11 protein-coding genes and 2 pseudogenes are annotated in these 16,608 nt (G+C 70.1%); 11 read left to right on the forward strand and 2 right to left on the reverse strand.

Annotated elements, in window-relative coordinates; translation table 11 throughout:
* Positions 1 to 132 precede the first annotated feature (132 nt).
* From EIM47_RS02205 to EIM47_RS02230, 6 genes and pseudogenes are all read left to right on the forward strand, one after another.
* Complete coding sequence (locus EIM47_RS02205; RefSeq protein WP_028915962.1) at positions 133 to 879, forward strand: SapC family protein; 747 nt, start codon at positions 133 to 135, stop codon at positions 877 to 879.
* Positions 880 to 881: 2 nt separating this feature from the next.
* Complete coding sequence (locus EIM47_RS02210; RefSeq protein WP_125075957.1) at positions 882 to 1,904, forward strand: cupin-like domain-containing protein; 1,023 nt, start codon at positions 882 to 884, stop codon at positions 1,902 to 1,904.
* A gap of 92 nt (positions 1,905 to 1,996) precedes the next feature.
* On the forward strand, positions 1,997 to 3,580 hold the full coding sequence (locus tag EIM47_RS02215; RefSeq protein WP_028915961.1) for a tryptophan halogenase family protein: 1,584 nt from the start codon (positions 1,997 to 1,999) through the stop codon (positions 3,578 to 3,580).
* Between the two features lie 8 nt (positions 3,581 to 3,588).
* A complete protein-coding gene (locus EIM47_RS02220; RefSeq protein ID WP_125075959.1) occupies positions 3,589 to 4,284 on the forward strand; it encodes a DUF6445 family protein in 696 nt (231 codons plus the stop codon).
* A gap of 795 nt (positions 4,285 to 5,079) precedes the next feature.
* Positions 5,080 to 8,223: pseudogene (locus EIM47_RS02225) on the forward strand (TonB-dependent receptor).
* A gap of 125 nt (positions 8,224 to 8,348) precedes the next feature.
* Positions 8,349 to 9,083, forward strand: a pseudogene (locus EIM47_RS02230) (SapC family protein).
* An 86-nt stretch (positions 9,084 to 9,169) separates the two neighbouring features.
* Here the strand turns inward: EIM47_RS02230 and EIM47_RS02235 are convergent.
* Both EIM47_RS02235 and ettA read right to left on the reverse strand, forming a co-directional pair.
* Positions 9,170 to 10,486, reverse strand: coding sequence for an NCS2 family permease (locus tag EIM47_RS02235; protein ID WP_125075961.1), 1,317 nt, complete (start codon positions 10,484 to 10,486; stop codon positions 9,170 to 9,172).
* 64 nt (positions 10,487 to 10,550) lie between these two features.
* Positions 10,551 to 12,215, reverse strand: coding sequence for an energy-dependent translational throttle protein EttA (gene ettA, locus EIM47_RS02240; RefSeq protein WP_019398294.1), 1,665 nt, complete (start codon positions 12,213 to 12,215; stop codon positions 10,551 to 10,553).
* A gap of 223 nt (positions 12,216 to 12,438) precedes the next feature.
* Between ettA and EIM47_RS02245 the strand changes: the two genes are divergently transcribed.
* From EIM47_RS02245 to ribD, 5 genes are all read left to right on the forward strand, one after another.
* Entirely contained in the window at positions 12,439 to 12,867 is a 429-nt protein-coding gene (locus tag EIM47_RS02245) for an RcnB family protein (protein ID WP_019398295.1), read from the forward strand.
* A 158-nt stretch (positions 12,868 to 13,025) separates the two neighbouring features.
* Positions 13,026 to 14,294, forward strand: coding sequence for a serine hydroxymethyltransferase (glyA, locus tag EIM47_RS02250; RefSeq protein WP_028915958.1), 1,269 nt, complete (start codon positions 13,026 to 13,028; stop codon positions 14,292 to 14,294).
* A 122-nt stretch (positions 14,295 to 14,416) separates the two neighbouring features.
* Positions 14,417 to 14,959: a transcriptional regulator NrdR gene (gene nrdR / locus EIM47_RS02255; RefSeq protein ID WP_019397190.1), complete on the forward strand. Its 543-nt coding sequence runs from the start codon at positions 14,417 to 14,419 to the stop codon at positions 14,957 to 14,959.
* An 8-nt stretch (positions 14,960 to 14,967) separates the two neighbouring features.
* Positions 14,968 to 15,444, forward strand: coding sequence for a GNAT family N-acetyltransferase (locus EIM47_RS02260; RefSeq protein ID WP_125075963.1), 477 nt, complete (start codon positions 14,968 to 14,970; stop codon positions 15,442 to 15,444).
* Positions 15,441 to 16,538: a bifunctional diaminohydroxyphosphoribosylaminopyrimidine deaminase/5-amino-6-(5-phosphoribosylamino)uracil reductase RibD gene (gene ribD, locus EIM47_RS02265; RefSeq protein WP_125075965.1), complete on the forward strand. Its 1,098-nt coding sequence runs from the start codon at positions 15,441 to 15,443 to the stop codon at positions 16,536 to 16,538. The genes EIM47_RS02260 and ribD overlap by 4 nt, the downstream gene beginning before the upstream one ends.
* Positions 16,539 to 16,608 lie beyond the last annotated feature (70 nt).

Consider the following 16,608-nt stretch of genomic DNA (forward strand, 5'->3'; position numbering starts at 1 on the left):
CTTTTTTTCGCGGCCTGCAGCCGCGCCAAAGTCCGCTTGCGGGCCGTGCGCGGTGCCGATATGGTCAATCGGGGAAGCGCAGCTTCCGGGGAAAGGACCCCCTGCGGTCCGCACCAACCTGCTGGAGCCAAGATGGCCCGTTACGAACTGCTCAACAACGTCGCGCACAGCCACCTGCGCGTGTCCGCGCGCTTCAGTGCCGACTACGGCGATGCCGTCGGCATGGTCGAGGCGTTCCCGACCGAGTTCGCCGAGATGCAGCGCGAATACCCGATCTTCCTGCGCAGGGACCCGGACGGGTCCTGGCACGCGGTGGCGCTGCTGGGCTTCGGCCCGAGCGAGAACCTGTACCTGCGCGACGGCGCCTGGCACGCCAACTACCTGCCGGCGGTGATCGCGCGCGGCCCGTTCCTGATCGGCTTCCAGGAGCAGATGGTCGATGGTCAGCTGCGCAACGAGCCGGTGATCCACGTGGACCTTGACCACCCGCGCCTGCGCGACGGCCACGGCCACCCGGTGTTCGCGCCGCACGGCGGCAACAGCCCGTACCTGGAGAAGGTGATCCGCGTGCTGCACGGCATCCACGTCGGCGTCGAGGGCGCGCGCCGGATGTATCCGGAGCTGGACCGGCTGGGCCTGATCCAGCCGGTGACCCTGGACGTCAGGGTCGACGAAGGGCACCAGTTCAACCTGACCGGGCTGTACGGGATCGACCGCGAGCGCCTGGCGGCGCTGGACGCCGAACAGCTGCATGCACTGCACCGCGAGGGCTGGCTGGAGGGCGTGTACCTGATCCTGGCCTCGCTGAACAACGTGTCGCGCCTGATCGCCGAGAAGCAGCGGCGCCTGCGCGAGGAAGCCGAGGGGAAGGCGGCCTGAGCATGTTCGACCGGCTCGCGAAAGTGCGCGTGCTCGAGGGCTGCACGCCGGAGACGCTGCCGCTGGAACGGCTGCTCGCCGACGCCACGCCCACCGTGCTGCCGGGGCTGGCGCGCGACTGGAGCCTGGTCAGGGCCGGGCTGGAATCGTCGCAGGCCGCGCGCGAGCTGCTGCGCAGCCACTACAACGGCCGCCCGCTGCAATACAACTGGGGCGAGCCGTCGACGGCGGGACGGCCGTTCTACAACGAGGATTTCACCCGCCTCAACTGCGAGGTGCGGCGCGGCACCCTGGACCAGGTGCTGGACGAGCTGGCCGCCTGCGAGGACGACCCGGCGCCGCCGACCTACTACGTGGCCTCGCTGCTGGTCGACTACTGCCTGCCCAGCCTGCGCGGGCACAACGACCTTGGCCTGGAGCGGCACGGCGTGTCCGCGCCGCCGAGCATCTGGATCGGCAACCGGGTGACCGCGTCCTGCCACTACGACGCGCCCAACAACATCGCCTGCTGCGCGGTGGGCCGGCGCCGCTTCACCCTGTTCCCGCCGGAGCAGGTGCACAACCTCTATCCCGGCCCGTTGCATCCCACGCCGGGCGGGCAGGCGGTGAGCGTGGTCGACTTCGAGGCCCCGGACCTGGAGCGTTACCCGCGCTTCGCCGAGGCGATCAAGGCCGGGCAGACGGTGGTGCTGGAGCCGGGCGACGCGATCTTCATCCCCAGCATGTGGTGGCACCACGTGCAGGGCCTGGATCCATTCACCGTGCTGGTCAACTACTGGTGGAGCAGCATGCCGGCCTGGATCCCCACGCCGATGCACGCGCTCAACCTGGCGATGTGGTCGATCCGCGACCGCCCGGAGCAGGAAAAGCGCGCCTGGCGCGAGCTGTTCGAGTACTACGTGTTCGGCCCGGCCGGGCGCGCCGGCGAGCACCTGCCCGAGCAGGCGCGGGGCGAGCTGGCGCCGTTCGACGAAACCTCCGCCCGCCGCATGCGGGCGGCCCTGATCAACAAACTCAACCGCTGACCGCGGCGGGTCGGCGGATCCGGGCGCCACGGGATGGCGCACGCATCCGCCCATCGCGGCCCGGGCGGCCATCGCAATGGAGGGGGACTGTCTTGGACAACAACCGGATCCGCAAGGTGGTGATCGCTGGCGGCGGGACCGCAGGCTGGGTGGCGGCCTGCGCGCTGACCCACCAGTTCCGCGACCTGCTGGAGATCACCCTGGTCGAATCGGAGGAGATCGGTACCGTGGGCGTGGGCGAGTCCACCATCCCCACGATCCGCACCTTCCACCGCCTGCTGCAGATCGACGAGCGCGAGTTCATGAAGGCGGTGGCCGGCAGCTTCAAGCTCGCCATCTCCTTCGAGAACTGGAAGCGGCCTGGCGAACGCTACTTCCACCCGTTCGGCACCACCGGCGTGAACACCTGGTCGTGCGATTTCCACCAGTTCTGGCTCGAGAGCCGCAGGCGCGGCATCCACTCCGACCTGGGCGACTACTGCCTGGAGACGGCGGCCGCGCGCCTGGACCGGTTCGCGCTGTTCGACGCCAACGACAGCGCCCAGCAGTGGTCGATGCGCTGGACCAAGGCCGCCACGCGCCTTGAGCGCTCGGACGTCAGCTATGCCTACCACTTCGACGCGGCGCTGTACGCGGCGTTCATGCGCGCCAAGTGCGAAGGCCGCGGCCTGAAGCGGGTCGAGGGCAAGATCGCCCAGGTCCGGCAGGATCCCGGAAGCGGCTACGTGCAGGCGCTGGTGCTGGAGGATGGCCAGGTGCTCGAGGGCGACCTGTTCATCGACTGCACCGGCTTCCGCGGCCTGCTGATCGAGCAGACGCTGAAGACCGGCTACGAGGACTGGAACAACTGGCTGCCGTGCAACCGCGCGGTGGCCATGCAGGTGGAGTCGGACGTGCCGCCGGTGCCGTACACCCGGGCGATCGCGCACGAGGCCGGCTGGCGCTGGCACATCGCCTTGCAGCACCGGGTCGGCTGCGGCTGGGTGTTCTCCAGCGAGCACATGTCCGACGACGAGGCCGCGGCCAGGCTGCGCGCCGCCTATCCCGACGACAGGCTGGTGCGCGAGCCGTGGGTGGTGCCGTTCCGCACCGGGCGCCGCCGCCAGGCCTGGAACAAGAACGTGGTCTCGCTGGGCCTGGCCAGCAGCTTCATCGAACCGCTGGAATCCACCAGCATCCACCTGACCCTCAGCGCGGTGACGCGGCTGGTGCAGCTGTTCCCGTTCGAGGGCATCAGCCAGGCGGTGGTGGACCGTTACAACAAGGTCAGCCGCGACGAGCTGGAGCACATCCGCAACTTCATCATCCTGCACTACCACCTCAACCAGCGCGACGAGCCGATGTGGAAGCAGTGCCGCGAGATGCAGCTGCCGCCGGAGCTGGCCGAGCGCATCCAGGTGTTCCGCGACACCGCCTACGCCTGGCAGGGCGAGGACGAGCTGTTCCGCCTGGATTCGTGGACCCACTGCATGCTGGGGCAGGGCGTGGTACCCAAGGACCACCATCCGCTCACCCGCGGCCTGAGCGACGCGGACATGCAGACCCTGCTGCAGGGCGTGCGCCGCCCGATCGAGCGCGCGGTGCAGGCGATGCCGCAGCACCACGAGTTCCTCAAGCGCTATTGCCCGGCCGACCCGTCGGTGTGGCACAACCGGCGCCGTTCGACCGTGGGCTGAGCCAAGGCATGATCATCGACCTCAGCCCGCAGCTGCGCGTCCAGCGCCTTTCCATCGGCCGCGAAGGCGCGCCGCTGCTGGTCGTGGACCAGCTGGTGGCCGATCCGGGGCGGCTGGTGCGCAAGGCCGCGCGCCTGGACTTCACGCCGCAGGGCGCGTTCTTCCCGGGCATCCGCGCGCGCGCGCCGGCGTCCTACGAAGTGCTGCTGGAGCGCCTGGCGCAGCCGCTGCTGGAGGAGTTCTTCGGGATCGGGCCGGGCCGGCTGCGCGCGACCTCGCATTACTCGCTGATCACCCGGGCGCCGGAGCAGCTGATGTTCCTGCAGCGCATCCCGCACATCGACGCGGTCTCGCGCCAGGGCCTGGCCGCGGTGCACTACCTGTTCCGTGGCAACTGGGGCGGCACCGCGTTCTACCGCCACCGCGCCACCGGCTTCGAGTACGTGGACGAGACCCGGCACGAGGCCTATTACCGCAAGCTGGACGAAGAAGCCCAGGGACCGGACGCGCCCGGCCCGGGCTACATCGGCGAGGACACGCCGATGTTCGAGCGCATCGGCCAGGTCGAGGGCGTGTTCAACCGCCTGGTGATGTACCGGCGCAATTCGCTGCATTCGGCCACGATCGACAACCACAACGTGCCGCCGCCCGATCCGCTCAACGGGCGGCTGTCGATCAATACCTTCATCGACGTGATCCAGTAGTCCCCGCGGCGCACTTGCCCCCCGCCCGCGTTGCTTCGCGGGTGGGGTGGCCGCGTGCGCGCGTGGCCACCGCGACGCGGATGCCCTGCGTTGCGGCCACATCGGCGGCGCGCATGGCACTGCGCCGCGACGCTACCCGCGGTGAGTCGTGCTGCGGCGCAAAACGAGCGGCATCGCGTTTGCCGAGTCACGGATCGATCGGGAAATCCGCGTGCGTGGCACTGCAAGCAATGATGACGCGCGGCAGCAGCGGCGTGCACACACATGTGTATTCCGCAATGCGCTGATTGCCATGTCGTTTTGAAATGCCGCGGCGCCGGCAGCAAGCGGCCGCATGGCGGGCGCTCGCAAGCATCGCTTGCAGCGCCGAACCCCAGGCTCGTGCTTCCGTGCGGATGCCGCGATAGCAAGGGTCAATAACGCCGCGCCGTGCTTGGACACACTGCAGGACAGCTGTTATCCCTTCGCCCCGCGTTGACAGGCGCCCGCCGCGCAGGTCGATCGAAAGGCACCTGTCAGCGCAGTGGCGCGCGGAAGAATGCGCCCATCCCGATCGCCGACCAGGCAGTCCGTCCCCCAGCTGGCGAGCCAGCACGGCCGGCACGCGCCGTCCGGACCGGAGCCGGAGGTCGAAGGACACCACCCGTTCGCAAGCCCGAGAGATGGAGGTACCAGGATGTACATGCGTTCCCGATGTCCAGCGCTGTCTATCGGCGTAACGGCGGCCACCCCCGGTCCGCACGCGCCAGCGCACGCCGGATAGCCGCCAACCCCCAGTGCCAAGGACTCCCCCCAATGAACCATAAGCTGAAGAAGTTCCGCTCGCGGGCGATGTTCACCGTCGTCGGCGGCATGATCGTGGTCAACCCGGCGTTCGCGCAGGACGCGCAGGATGCAACCCCAGCTCGACGCCGTGCAGGTCACCGGCCTGCGCAGCAGCCTCGACCAGGCGATGAACATCAAGCGAGATTCCGCGGGCATCGTGGACGCGGTCAGCGCCGAGGACATCGGCAAGTTCCCCGACACCAACCTTGCAGAGTCCCTGCAACGCATCACCGGCATCTCGATCGAGCGCCGCGACGGCGAAGGCGCCCAGGTCACCGCGCGTGGCTTCGGCCCGCAGTTCAACATGGTCACCCTCAACGGCCGCCAGGTCCCCGGCGCGGACGCGTTCGGATCGCCCGGGCAGGTGGCAGTGGGCGGCGTGGACGGTGGTACCCGCGCGTTCAACTTCGCGCAGCTGGCGTCGGAGGCGGTCAGCGGCCTGGAGGTCTACAAGACCGGCCAGGCGCATGTTCCCTCCGGCGGCATCGGCGCCACCATCAACATCCTCACCGCGCGTCCGTTCAACAACCGCGGCGGCGAGGTGGTCGCCAGCGCCGGCGTCAAGGGCGTCTACGACAAGTCGCAGCCGTTCGGCACCGACATCACCCCGGAAGTGTCCGGCATCTTCAGCTACGCCAATCCGGACAGGACCTGGGGCATCAGCCTGAGCGCCAGCCAGCAGAAGCGCCGCGCCGGCTCGACCCAAGCCACCGAGAACGCATGGAACGTGCAGGAATGGACCGGCTCGATGCCCGGCAACCCCGCCGTGGTCAACGCCCCGGAGGTGGGTGAGCTGTACGCGCGGCCGAACGACATCCGCTACGCGTTCTCGGACTTCCAGCGCGAGCGCGTCAACGCGCAGGCCGTGCTGCAGTTCGCGCCCAACGACGACGTCGTGTTCACCCTGGACTACACCCACTCGACCAACGAGATCACCGAAAAGCGCGGCGAGATGGGCATGTGGCTGCAGAACGACGCCTACACGCACGTCGAGTTCGACCGCAGCGGCGCGATCGCCACCCCGGTCTACATCCGCGAGATCTCCACCGCCGGCTCCTCGCCGTTCAAGGACTTCGGCATGGAGCAGCAGCGCAACGCGCAGAAGTACGAGTTCAACCAGATCGGCCTCAACGTCGACTGGCGGGTCAACGACAGCCTGCGCCTGAGCTTCGACGCCCACAACTCCAAGACCGAGAGCAAGCCGAACGACCCGCTGACCGGCGGCGGCGCGCTGTACGTCAGCGTGGCCGGCACCAACAACTGCGTCGGCACCGGTGCACCCAACTGCGGCGGCCACTATGCCCAGGAGTTGCGGTTCAACAACGGCCTGCCGATCGGCACGCGTACCTGGTACCCGACCCTGGCCGACGCCCAGGCCGGCACCAACGGCCAGGTCAACCCGCCCTGGCAGGAGGGCCAGGTCGGCTCCCAGGTCCTGCGCATCAACGCCCAGCGCCAGGAGTCGGAGATCAAGCAGGGCCGCATCGACGGCGAATGGGTGTTCGACGACGGCCGCTTCCAGTTCGGCGTGGACAGCTCCACGGTCACCCTGCGCCAGCAGAACAATTCCGAGAACTTCAACACGCTCGGCAACTGGAGCGTGGACAACGTCGCCAGCGACGTGCAGAACGGGCTGATGGGCCTGCTGACCCCGTACGACGTGGTCGGCATGTTCGACGACTTCAGCGCCCCGGGCGCGTTCCGCAGCGGCTTCCGCGGGAATGCCGGCGGGCTGGCGGAGTGGGCACGGGACGTCTACGGCTCGGACATCGGGCTCAACCCGATCCTCAACACCAACAGCATGGTTGAGGAGAAGACCCACGCGGCGTATTTCCAGGTGGACCTGGAGGGCCAGCTCGCCGGCCGGCCGGTGAACACCCGGCTCGGCCTGCGCTACGAGACCACCGACGTGGAGGCGGTCAACGTGGTGGCCAACCGCGCGGCCATCAACTGGCAGTCCAACAACGACTTCCAGATCAAGGACGGCGCTCCGGGCGACGCGACGGTGTACAGGGACACGAACAGCTACAGCTACATCCTGCCGAACCTGGATTTCTCGATCGACTTCACCGATACCCTGAAGGGCCGCGCCTCTTCGGCCGCACCATCGCCCGCGCGCCGTTCACCAGCCTGGCCGCCGGCCCCGGCAACGTGAACCGCCCGAATGGCTCGGTGCTGCTGAACGAATCCAGCCGTGGCTCGGCCGACGCACAGAACACCAAGCTGCGGCCGCTGGAGTCCAACAACGTCGACCTGGCCCTGGAGTGGTACTTCGCCGATGCCAGCTACCTGAGCGCGACCTACTGGAACAAGTCGGTCAACAACTTCCTGGGTACCGCGGTCGAGAGGGGCACGATGTACGACCTGACCGACCCGACCTCGGGCCCGGATGCGCTGGCGGCGCTGGCGTTCCTGGACAGCGCGGACTGCGTGGCCCAGGTGCAGGCGGCCGGCGGCAATCCCGACAGCGCCTGCGCGGCCAGCGACACCAACCTGTTCACCGCCCTGGCCATGCTGCGCAACGCCACCGAGACCGGGGGGCTGGCGGCCTACAACGGCAGCCAGGCGCTGGAGATGGAAAGCCGCTACGACATCGAGGGCCTGCCGACCGACCCGCTGTACGAGTTCAACATCAGCCGGCCGGTCAACCAGCACACCGCCAAGCTCAACGGCTGGGAACTGGCCGGCCAGTACTTCTTCGGCGACACCGGCTTCGGCATCTACGCCAACTACACCATCGTCAACGGCGACGTCGGCTTCAACAACGCGTCCATCGCCGAGCAGTTCGCCCTGCTGGGCCTCAGCGACACCGCCAACCTGATGCTGATGTACGAGAAGTACGGGTGGTCGGCCCGCCTGGCGTGGAACTGGCGCGACGAGTACCTGATCCTCAGCAACCAGGACGACGCCTCGCACAACCCGTACTACGTGGAGGAGTACGACCAGATCGACCTGAGCGTCACCTACCAGCTCGACGACCAGTGGGCCTTCAGCCTGGAGGCGATCAACCTGACCGGCGAGGACGTGCGCTGGCACGGCCGTACTGGCAGCCAGATCGTGCGCCTGGTCGACCAGGCACCGCGCTACATGCTGGGCGTGCGCTACAAGTTCTGATCCTGGCGGGTGAGCGCCGGTTTGGCGCGGGGGCCGCTGCGCGGGCAGCGGCCCCCTGCACGGGCGCGGACCGGAGGGCGGGGCGCCCGTGCCGGTTCCGGCGTGGACGAAGGGCAGGAGGGGGAATGGCGCGTTACGAGCTGCTGGACAAACGAGGCCCACCGCGACCTCAGGGTGGCGCTGGGGCACGGCCCGCAGTTCGGTGATGCGGTGGGCGCGGTCCCGGCGTTCCCCACAGAGTTCGCCGAACTGCTGCGGGATTACCCGATCCTGCTCAAGCGCAATGCCGACGACTCCGGGTGGGAGGCGTTCGCCCTGCTCGGATTCGACCGGGACGAGAACCTGTTGCTGCAGGATGGATGCTGGGAAGCGGCCTACCTGCCCGGTTACGTCGCCAAGGGCCCGTTCCTGATCGGGTTCCAGCCGCGGGTCGAGCACGGCCGGGAAATCCTCGAGCCGGTGGTCCACGTCGACCTGGACCACCCGCGGGTGGGCGCGCCGGATGGCGTGCCCGTGTTCCTGCCGCAGGGCGGGCAGAGCCCGTACCTGGAGTACGTCATCCGGGTGCTGCGCGGGATCCACGACGGGGTGCAGGCGGCGTGGCGGATGTACGCCGAGTTCGACCGGCTCGGACTGATCCAGCCGGTGGAGCTGGAACTGCAGTTCGACGCCACCACGTCCGGGCGGCTGACCGGCTTCCACGCGATCGACCGCGCGCGGCTGGCGACGCTGCCGACGCAGAGGTGGCGTCGCTGCACCGCAGCGGCTGGCTGGAGGGCGCCTATCTGATGCTGGCCTCGCTGCACAACGTCGGTCGCCTGGTGGCGCGCAAGCGGGCACGGCTGGCGGCACAGGCGTGACGGAGGCGGCGGGATGCCTGGTGCGCAAGCGCGCGCACCGGACTCCGGCGCGAAGGAGGCCCGGCCATCCCGCGACGGGCCCCGGCTCAGGCCAGCGCGTAGCGCAGCGCGAACAAGCCGGCCACCAGCCACACCGCCGGATGCACCTCGCGCCAGCGGCCGGTGCCGGCCTTCAGCACCGCATAGGCGATGAAGCCGAAGGCCAGGCCGTTGGCGATGGAGTAGGTGAAGGGCATGGCCAGCGCGCACAGCGCCGCCGGCACCGCCTCGGTCAGCTCGCTCCACTCGATCTCCACCAGCTCGCGCAGCATCAGCCCGGCCACGTACAGCAGCGCCGGCGCGGTGGCGTAGGGGGGCACCATCGCCGCCAGCGGCGAGAACAGCAGTGCCGCCAGGAACAGTGCCGCCACCACCAGGGCGACCAGGCCGGTGCGGCCGCCGACCTGCACGCCGGAGGCGCTCTCGGCGTAGGCGGTGGTGGAACTGGTGCCCAGCAGCGAACCGGCCAGGATCGCGGTGCTGTCGGCCAGCAGTGCACGGCCGAAGCGCTTCTGCCCGTCCGCCAGCTTCAGCAGGCCGGCGCGGCTGGTCACGCCGTACAGGGTGCCGGTGGCGTCGAACACCTCCACCAGCACGAACACCAGCACCACCTGCAGCAGCACCGACCAGCCGGCGCCTTCCTCCCAGTGCAGCAGGCCGGCCAGGTCGAGCTTGAGGAAGGTCGGCTCCAGGCTCGGGGGCAGCGAGACCAGGCCGTTCCATTGCACCAGGCCCATGGCCCATGCGGTGGCGGTGACGGCGAGGATGCCGATGAGGATGGCGCCGCGGACCCGGCGTGCCTCGAGGACGGCGATCAGCAGGAAGCCGCCGAGTGCCAGCAGCGGTTCCGGCTCGGTCATCGGCCCCAGCCGCACCAGGGTGTCGGCGTCGCCGATCACCACGTCGGACTTCTGCAAGGCGATGATCGCCAGGAACAGGCCGATGCCGGCCACGATCGCGCTGCGCAGCGACACCGGGATGCCGTCCACCAGCCAGCGGCGCACCCCGGTCACGGTCAGCAGCAGGAACACGATGCCCGACAGCAGCACCGCCGCCAGCGCCTGCTCCCAGGGCAGGCCGGCGGCGCCGACCACGGTGAAGGCGAAGAACGCGTTCAGGCCCATGCCCGGGGCCATGCCCACCGGGAAATTGGCCGCCAGCGCCATCACCGCCGAACCCAGCGCCGCGGCCAGGCAGGTGGCCACGAACACCGCGCCCGGGTCCATGCCCGTGGTGGCCAGGATCGCCGGGTTGACGAAGACGATGTAGGACATCGTCAGGAAGGTGGTCAGGCCGGCCAGCACCTCGGTGCGCGTGCTGGTGCCGTGCTCGCTCAGCTTGAACAGGCGTTCGGGCAGGGACATGGGCAGGCTCCGGCCTGGCGGGGGCTGGAAAAGGCACCGGCCGCGCGGGGCGGCCGGTGGAAGCTTACTTCAGGGCCTTGAAGCGCAGGCGCTTGGGGCCGGCATCGTCGCCGAGGCGGCGCTTCTTGTCCTCCTCGTACTCGCGGTAGTTGCCCTGGAAGAACTCCACGTGCGAGTCGCCCTCGAAGGCGAGGATGTGGGTGGCGATGCGGTCCAGGAACCAGCGGTCGTGGGAGATCACGAAGGCGTTGCCCGGGAACTCAAGCAGCGCGTCTTCCAGCGCACGCAGGGTCTCGATGTCCAGGTCGTTGGACGGCTCGTCCAGCAGCAGCACGTTGCCGCCCTGCAGCAGGGTCTTGGCCATGTGCAGGCGGCCGCGCTCGCCGCCGGACAGCGAGCCGACCCGCTTCTGCTGGTCCTGGCCCTTGAAGTTGAAGCGGCCGATGTAGGCGCGCGACTGGATCTCCACGCCGTTGATGTTGAGGATGTCCAGCCCGCCGGACACTTCCTCGAATACGGTCTTGTCCGGGTCCAGCGCGTCGCGGCTCTGGTCCACGTAGGCCAGGTTCACGGTCGGGCCGATGATGATCTGGCCCGAATCCGGCTGCTCCTGCCCGGTGATCATCTTGAACAGGGTCGACTTGCCGGCGCCGTTGGGGCCGATGATGCCGACGATCGCGCCCGGCGGCACGATGAAGCTCAGGTCGTCGATCAGCAGGCGGTCGCCGAAGCGCTTGGAGACGTTGCGGAACTCGATGACGTTGTTGCCCAGGCGCTCGCCCGGCGGGATGAAGATCTCGTTGGTCTCGTTGCGCTTCTGGTACTCGACCGACTGCAGCTCCTCCAGGCGGGCCAGGCGCGCCTTGCCCTTGGAGCGGCCGCCCTTGGCGTTCTGGCGCGCCCACTCCAGCTCCTTGGCGATCGCCTTCTGGCGCGCCTTCTCCTGGTTCTCTTCCTGCTTGAGCCGCTCTTCCTTCTGCTGCAGCCACTCGGTGTAGTTGCCCTTCCACGGGATGCCGCGGCCGCGGTCCAGCTCGAGGATCCACTCGGCGGCGTTGTCGAGGAAGTAGCGGTCGTGGGTCACGGCCACCACGGTGCCGGTGTAGCGCTGCAGGAACTGCTCCAGCCACTCCACCGACTCGGCGTCCAGGTGGTTGGTCGGCTCGTCCAGCAGCAGCATGTCCGGCTTCTGCAGCAGCAGGCGGCACAGGGCCACGCGGCGCTTCTCGCCGCCGGACAGGTTGCCGATCTTCGCGTCCCACGGCGGCAGGCGCAGGGCGTCGGCGGCCACTTCCAGCTGCTGCTCCAGGGTGTGGGCGTCGCCGCTGGCGAGGATCGCCTCCAGGCGCTCCTGCTCCTTGGCCAGGGCGTCGAAGTCGGCGCCTTCCTCGGCGTAGGCGGCGTAGACCTCGTCCAGGCGCTTCTGCGCCTGCAGGATCTCGCCCACGCCTTCCTCGACCGCCTCGCGCACGGTGTGCTCCGGATCCAGCTGCGGCTCCTGCGGCAGGTAGCCGACCTTGATCCCCGGCTGCGGGCGGGCCTCGCCCTCGTAATCGGTGTCCACGCCGGCCATGATCCGCAGCACGGTGGACTTGCCGGCGCCGTTGAGGCCCAGCAGGCCGATCTTGGCCCCCGGGAAGAAGCTCAGCGAGATGTCCTTGATGATCTGCCGCTTGGGCGGGACCACCTTGCTGACCCGGTTCATGGTGTAGATGTACTGCGAGGACATGGTCTCTCCGTGCGCAATCCGCCTGGCCCGGCGGGCAGGCGGCGTAGGAATCTGGGGAATCGCGAATTATAGCCCGCCGCCGGGGCGCCTGCCGGGCGCCGCCGGCGGCTGGCTGGATCCTGAACGCGCGCGGCGCGGACCCGGCTGGAACCGGTTTCGCGGGGCGATCCGTTCAGGCGGCGTGAGCAAGATGGAGGCGTCACCACAGCGGGAGAGCCGCCCCATGAAGCGCACCCACCTGATCGCCCTGACCGTCGCGGCCGTGCTGGGCCTCGGCGCAGCGGTCCCCCAGGCCGAAGCGGCCGGTGACCGCCACCATGACCGCCATGGCTGGAACCGGGGCCACGACCGCGGCCCGGCGCACCACCGCCGCGACAACCGTTCCCATTACCGCCCCGGGCACCACCACGCGCCGCCGCGGGTCGTGGTCCACCACCGCCCGGCGCCGCCCCCGCCGCCGCGCCACGTCTGGGCCCGCGGCCAGCGCTTCCACGACCACTACCACGGCCCGGTCTACGTGGTGCACGACTACTCCCACTACCACCTGCGCCCGCCGCCGCACGGCCACCACTGGGTGCGCGACGACCACGGCAACATGCTCCTGGTGGCGATCGCCACCGGCATCATCGCCGACCTGATCCTGCACCATTGAGCCATGCCCCCGGAGGGGCGCATGGACCGCCAGCCGGCCACCCTCGGGTGGCCGGTTGCGTTTGCGGCCGCCGCGTCCGCCGCGGTACGGGCGCCGGGGCGGCGGCCGGCATACAATTGGCCGGCCTTTCCCCTTTTTCCTGCCTGCTGGAGCCGCCGATGTACTCGCGTGATGCCCGTATTGCGTCCTACGACCCCGAACTGGCCCAGGCCATCGCCGACGAGGCCCGCCGCCAGGAGGACCATGTCGAGCTGATCGCCAGCGAGAACTACGCCAGCCCGCGCGTGCTGGAGGCCCAGGGCAGCGTGCTGACCAACAAGTACGCCGAGGGCTATCCGCACAAGCGCTACTACGGCGGCTGCGAGTACGTCGACGTGGCCGAGCAGCTGGCCATCGACCGCGCCAGGCAGCTGTTCGGCGCCGACTACGCCAACGTGCAGCCGCACAGCGGCTCGCAGGCCAACCAGGCGGTTTACTTCGCCCTCCTGCAGCCGGGCGACACCATCCTGGGGATGTCGCTGGCCCATGGCGGCCACCTGACCCACGGTGCCAAGGTCAACGCCTCCGGCAAGATCTTCAACGCCATCCAGTACGGCGTGGACGACCAGGGCCTGATCGACTACGACGAGGTCGAGCGCCTGGCCGTGGAGCACAAGCCGAAGATGGTGGTGGCCGGCTTCTCCGCCTATTCGCAGGTGGTCGACTGGGCGCGCTTCCGCGCCATCGCCGACAAGGTCGGCGCCTACCTGTTCGTGGACATGGCCCACGTCGCCGGCCTGGTCGCCGCCGGCGTGTACCCGAACCCGCTGCCGCACGCGCACGTGGTCACCTCGACCACCCACAAGACCCTGCGCGGCCCGCGCGGCGGCATCATCCTGGCCTCCGCCGGGGGCGCGGGCGACAAGTTCGAGGACATCTCCAAGAAGCTGCAGTCGATCGTGTTCCCGGGCATCCAGGGCGGTCCGCTGATGCACGTGATCGCGGCCAAGGCCGTGGCGTTCAAGGAAGCGCTGGAGCCGGAGTTCAAGGCCTACCAGCAGCAGGTGGTGAAGAACGCCCAGGCCATGGCCAACACCCTGATCGCGCGCGGCTACAAGATCGTCTCCGGCGGCACCCAGAACCACCTGATGCTGGTGGACATGATCGGCAAGGACGTGTCCGGCAAGGACGCGGAGGCCGCGCTGGGCCGCGCCCACATCACCGTCAACAAGAACTCGGTGCCCAACGACCCGCGCTCGCCGTTCGTGACCTCGGGCCTGCGCCTGGGCACCCCGGCGGTGACCACCCGCGGCTACACCGAGCAGGATTGCATCGACCTGGCCAACTGGATCGCCGACGTGCTCGACGCGCCGAACGACGACAGCGTGATCGAAGCCGTCAAGGCGAAGGTCACCGAGCAGTGCCGCAAGTACCCGGTCTACGGCTGAACCGCGGCCGGTCCCGGGCGGTCGCCGCCCGGGACCCGGCGATGCCCGTGGCGGCGGCCGCCGCGGCCGGCGCGCCCATGGCCAGCAAGCCGCGCGCGGGCCGCGCCCGCTGAGGAACACCCATGCATTGCCCCTTCTGCCAGCACAACGACACCCGCGTGATCGACTCGCGCGTGTCCGAGGACGGCGCCACCATCCGCCGCCGCCGCGAATGCGAGGCCTGCGGAGAGCGCTTCTCCACCCTGGAAACGGTCGAGCTGAAGCTGCCGTCGATCATCAAGAGCGACGGCCGCCGCGAGCAGTTCGACGCCAAGAAGCTGCGCCAGGGCTTCGACCGCGCGCTGCAGAAGCGCCCGGTGGCCGAGGAACAGGTCGAGGCCGCGGTGCGCGCCGTGGTGCATGCGGTGCGCATGAGCGGCGAACGCGAGCTGCCGTCGCGGCGCATCGGCGAATTCGTGATGGACGAGCTGCGCAAGCTCGACCACGTGGCCTACGTGCGCTTCGCCTCGGTCTACCGCAGCTTCCAGGACGTGGACGATTTCCGCGAGGAGATCGAGAAGCTGGAGCGCGGCCTGCCCTCGAGCGAGCAGCTGCCGCTGCTGGAAGCGGCCGGCGTGGTCACGCCCGGCCAGGGGCGCGTCGCCGAACGGGCGAAGAAGCGCTGAGCACTCCGGTGCGCATCGACTGGCTCGCCGCGCATCCGCAGCACGCCGCTGCGCTGGCGGCGGCCCACGTGCAGGCCTTCGGCACGCTGCTGCCGGACTGGACGGTGGCGCAGGCGCTGGCCGAACTGCGTTCGCACGACCGCGCCGCGACCATCCCCTCGACCCTGGTCGCCCTGGACGGGGCCGGCGACTGGCTGGGCTCGGTGAGCCTGCTGGCCGAGGACCATCCGGACATCCCGCAGTACTCGCCCTGGCTGGCCAGCCTGTACGTGCGGCCGGAGGCGCGCGGCGCCGGCGTCGGCCGCGCCCTGGTGGCGCGCGCGGTGGCCGAGGCCGGGTCGCTGGGCACGCAGGTCCTCCACCTGTACTGCAAGCCCGACATCGCCGGCTGGTACCGCACGCTGGGCTGGCGCGAGCACGAGCTGCTGCGCCTGGGCCCGCTGGAGGTGCACGTGCTTGCGATCGACTGCAGGGAACATCCATGAACGACCTCTTCGACGCCTTCGACCATGCCTGCATGGCGCGCGCGCTGCAGCTGGCCGCGCGTGGCCAGTACACCGCGCGGCCCAACCCCGTGGTCGGCTGCGTGGTCGCCAACGGCGGCCAGGTGGTCGGCGAGGGCTGGCATCCGCGCGCCGGCGAGCCGCACGCCGAGGTGTTCGCCCTGCGCGAGGCCGGTGATCGTGCGCGCGGCGGTACCGCCTACGTCACCCTGGAGCCTTGCGCCCACCATGGCCGCACGCCGCCGTGTGCCGAGGCACTGGTCGCCGCCGGCGTGGCACGGGTGGTGGCGGCCATGCGCGATCCGTTCCCGCGGGTCGATGGCGCCGGTTTCGCCCGGTTGCAGGCCGCGGGTATCGCCGTGGCCGCGGGGCTGATGGAGGCGCAGGCGCGCGAGCTCAACCGCGGCTTCCTGTCGCGCTTCACCCGTGGCCGGCCGTGGCTGCGGGTCAAGCTGGCCGCCAGCCTGGATGGTCGTACCGCGATGGCCAGCGGCGAGTCCAAGTGGATCACCGGCGCGGCCGCGCGCGCCGACGTGCAGCGCTGGCGTGCGCGCAGCGGCGCGATCCTCACCGGTGCGGACACCGTGCTGGCCGACGACCCGGCGCTGACCGTGCGCCTGGGCGACGACACCCCGTTCCAGCCACCGCTGCGGGTGGTGCTCGACAGCCGCCTGCGCAGCCTGGCCATGCCCAGGGTGCGCGACGGCTCGGCGCCCACGCTTTACCTGCACGGCCCGGACGCGGTGCCGCCGCCGGGCCTGGACGCGGAGTTCGCCGCGGTGCCGCTGCGTGATGGCCGCCTGGACCTGGAGGCCGCGCTGCGGCTGCTGGCGGCGCGCGACATCAACGAGGTCCAGGTCGAGGCAGGCCCGGCCCTGTGCGGGGCGCTGCTGCGCGCCGGCCTGGTCGACGAGCTGCTGCTGTACCAGGCACCGCTGCTCCTGGGCGATACCGCGCGGCCGCTGTTCGCGGGGCTGGGGATCGAGGCCATGGCCCAGCGCCTGCGCATGCAACTGGTCGAGTCGGTGATGGTGGGCGAGGACCGCCGCCTGCTGCTGCGCCCGGCCCGGGACTGAGCGCGCCGCGACGCTGCGTCCCGCCGTTGCCGCGGGGCCTGGCGGGCAGGGTGGTAGAATCCCGCCGCCG

Source organism: Pseudoxanthomonas sp. SGT-18 (genome assembly GCF_003931645.1).
GTDB lineage: Bacteria > Pseudomonadota > Gammaproteobacteria > Xanthomonadales > Xanthomonadaceae > Pseudoxanthomonas.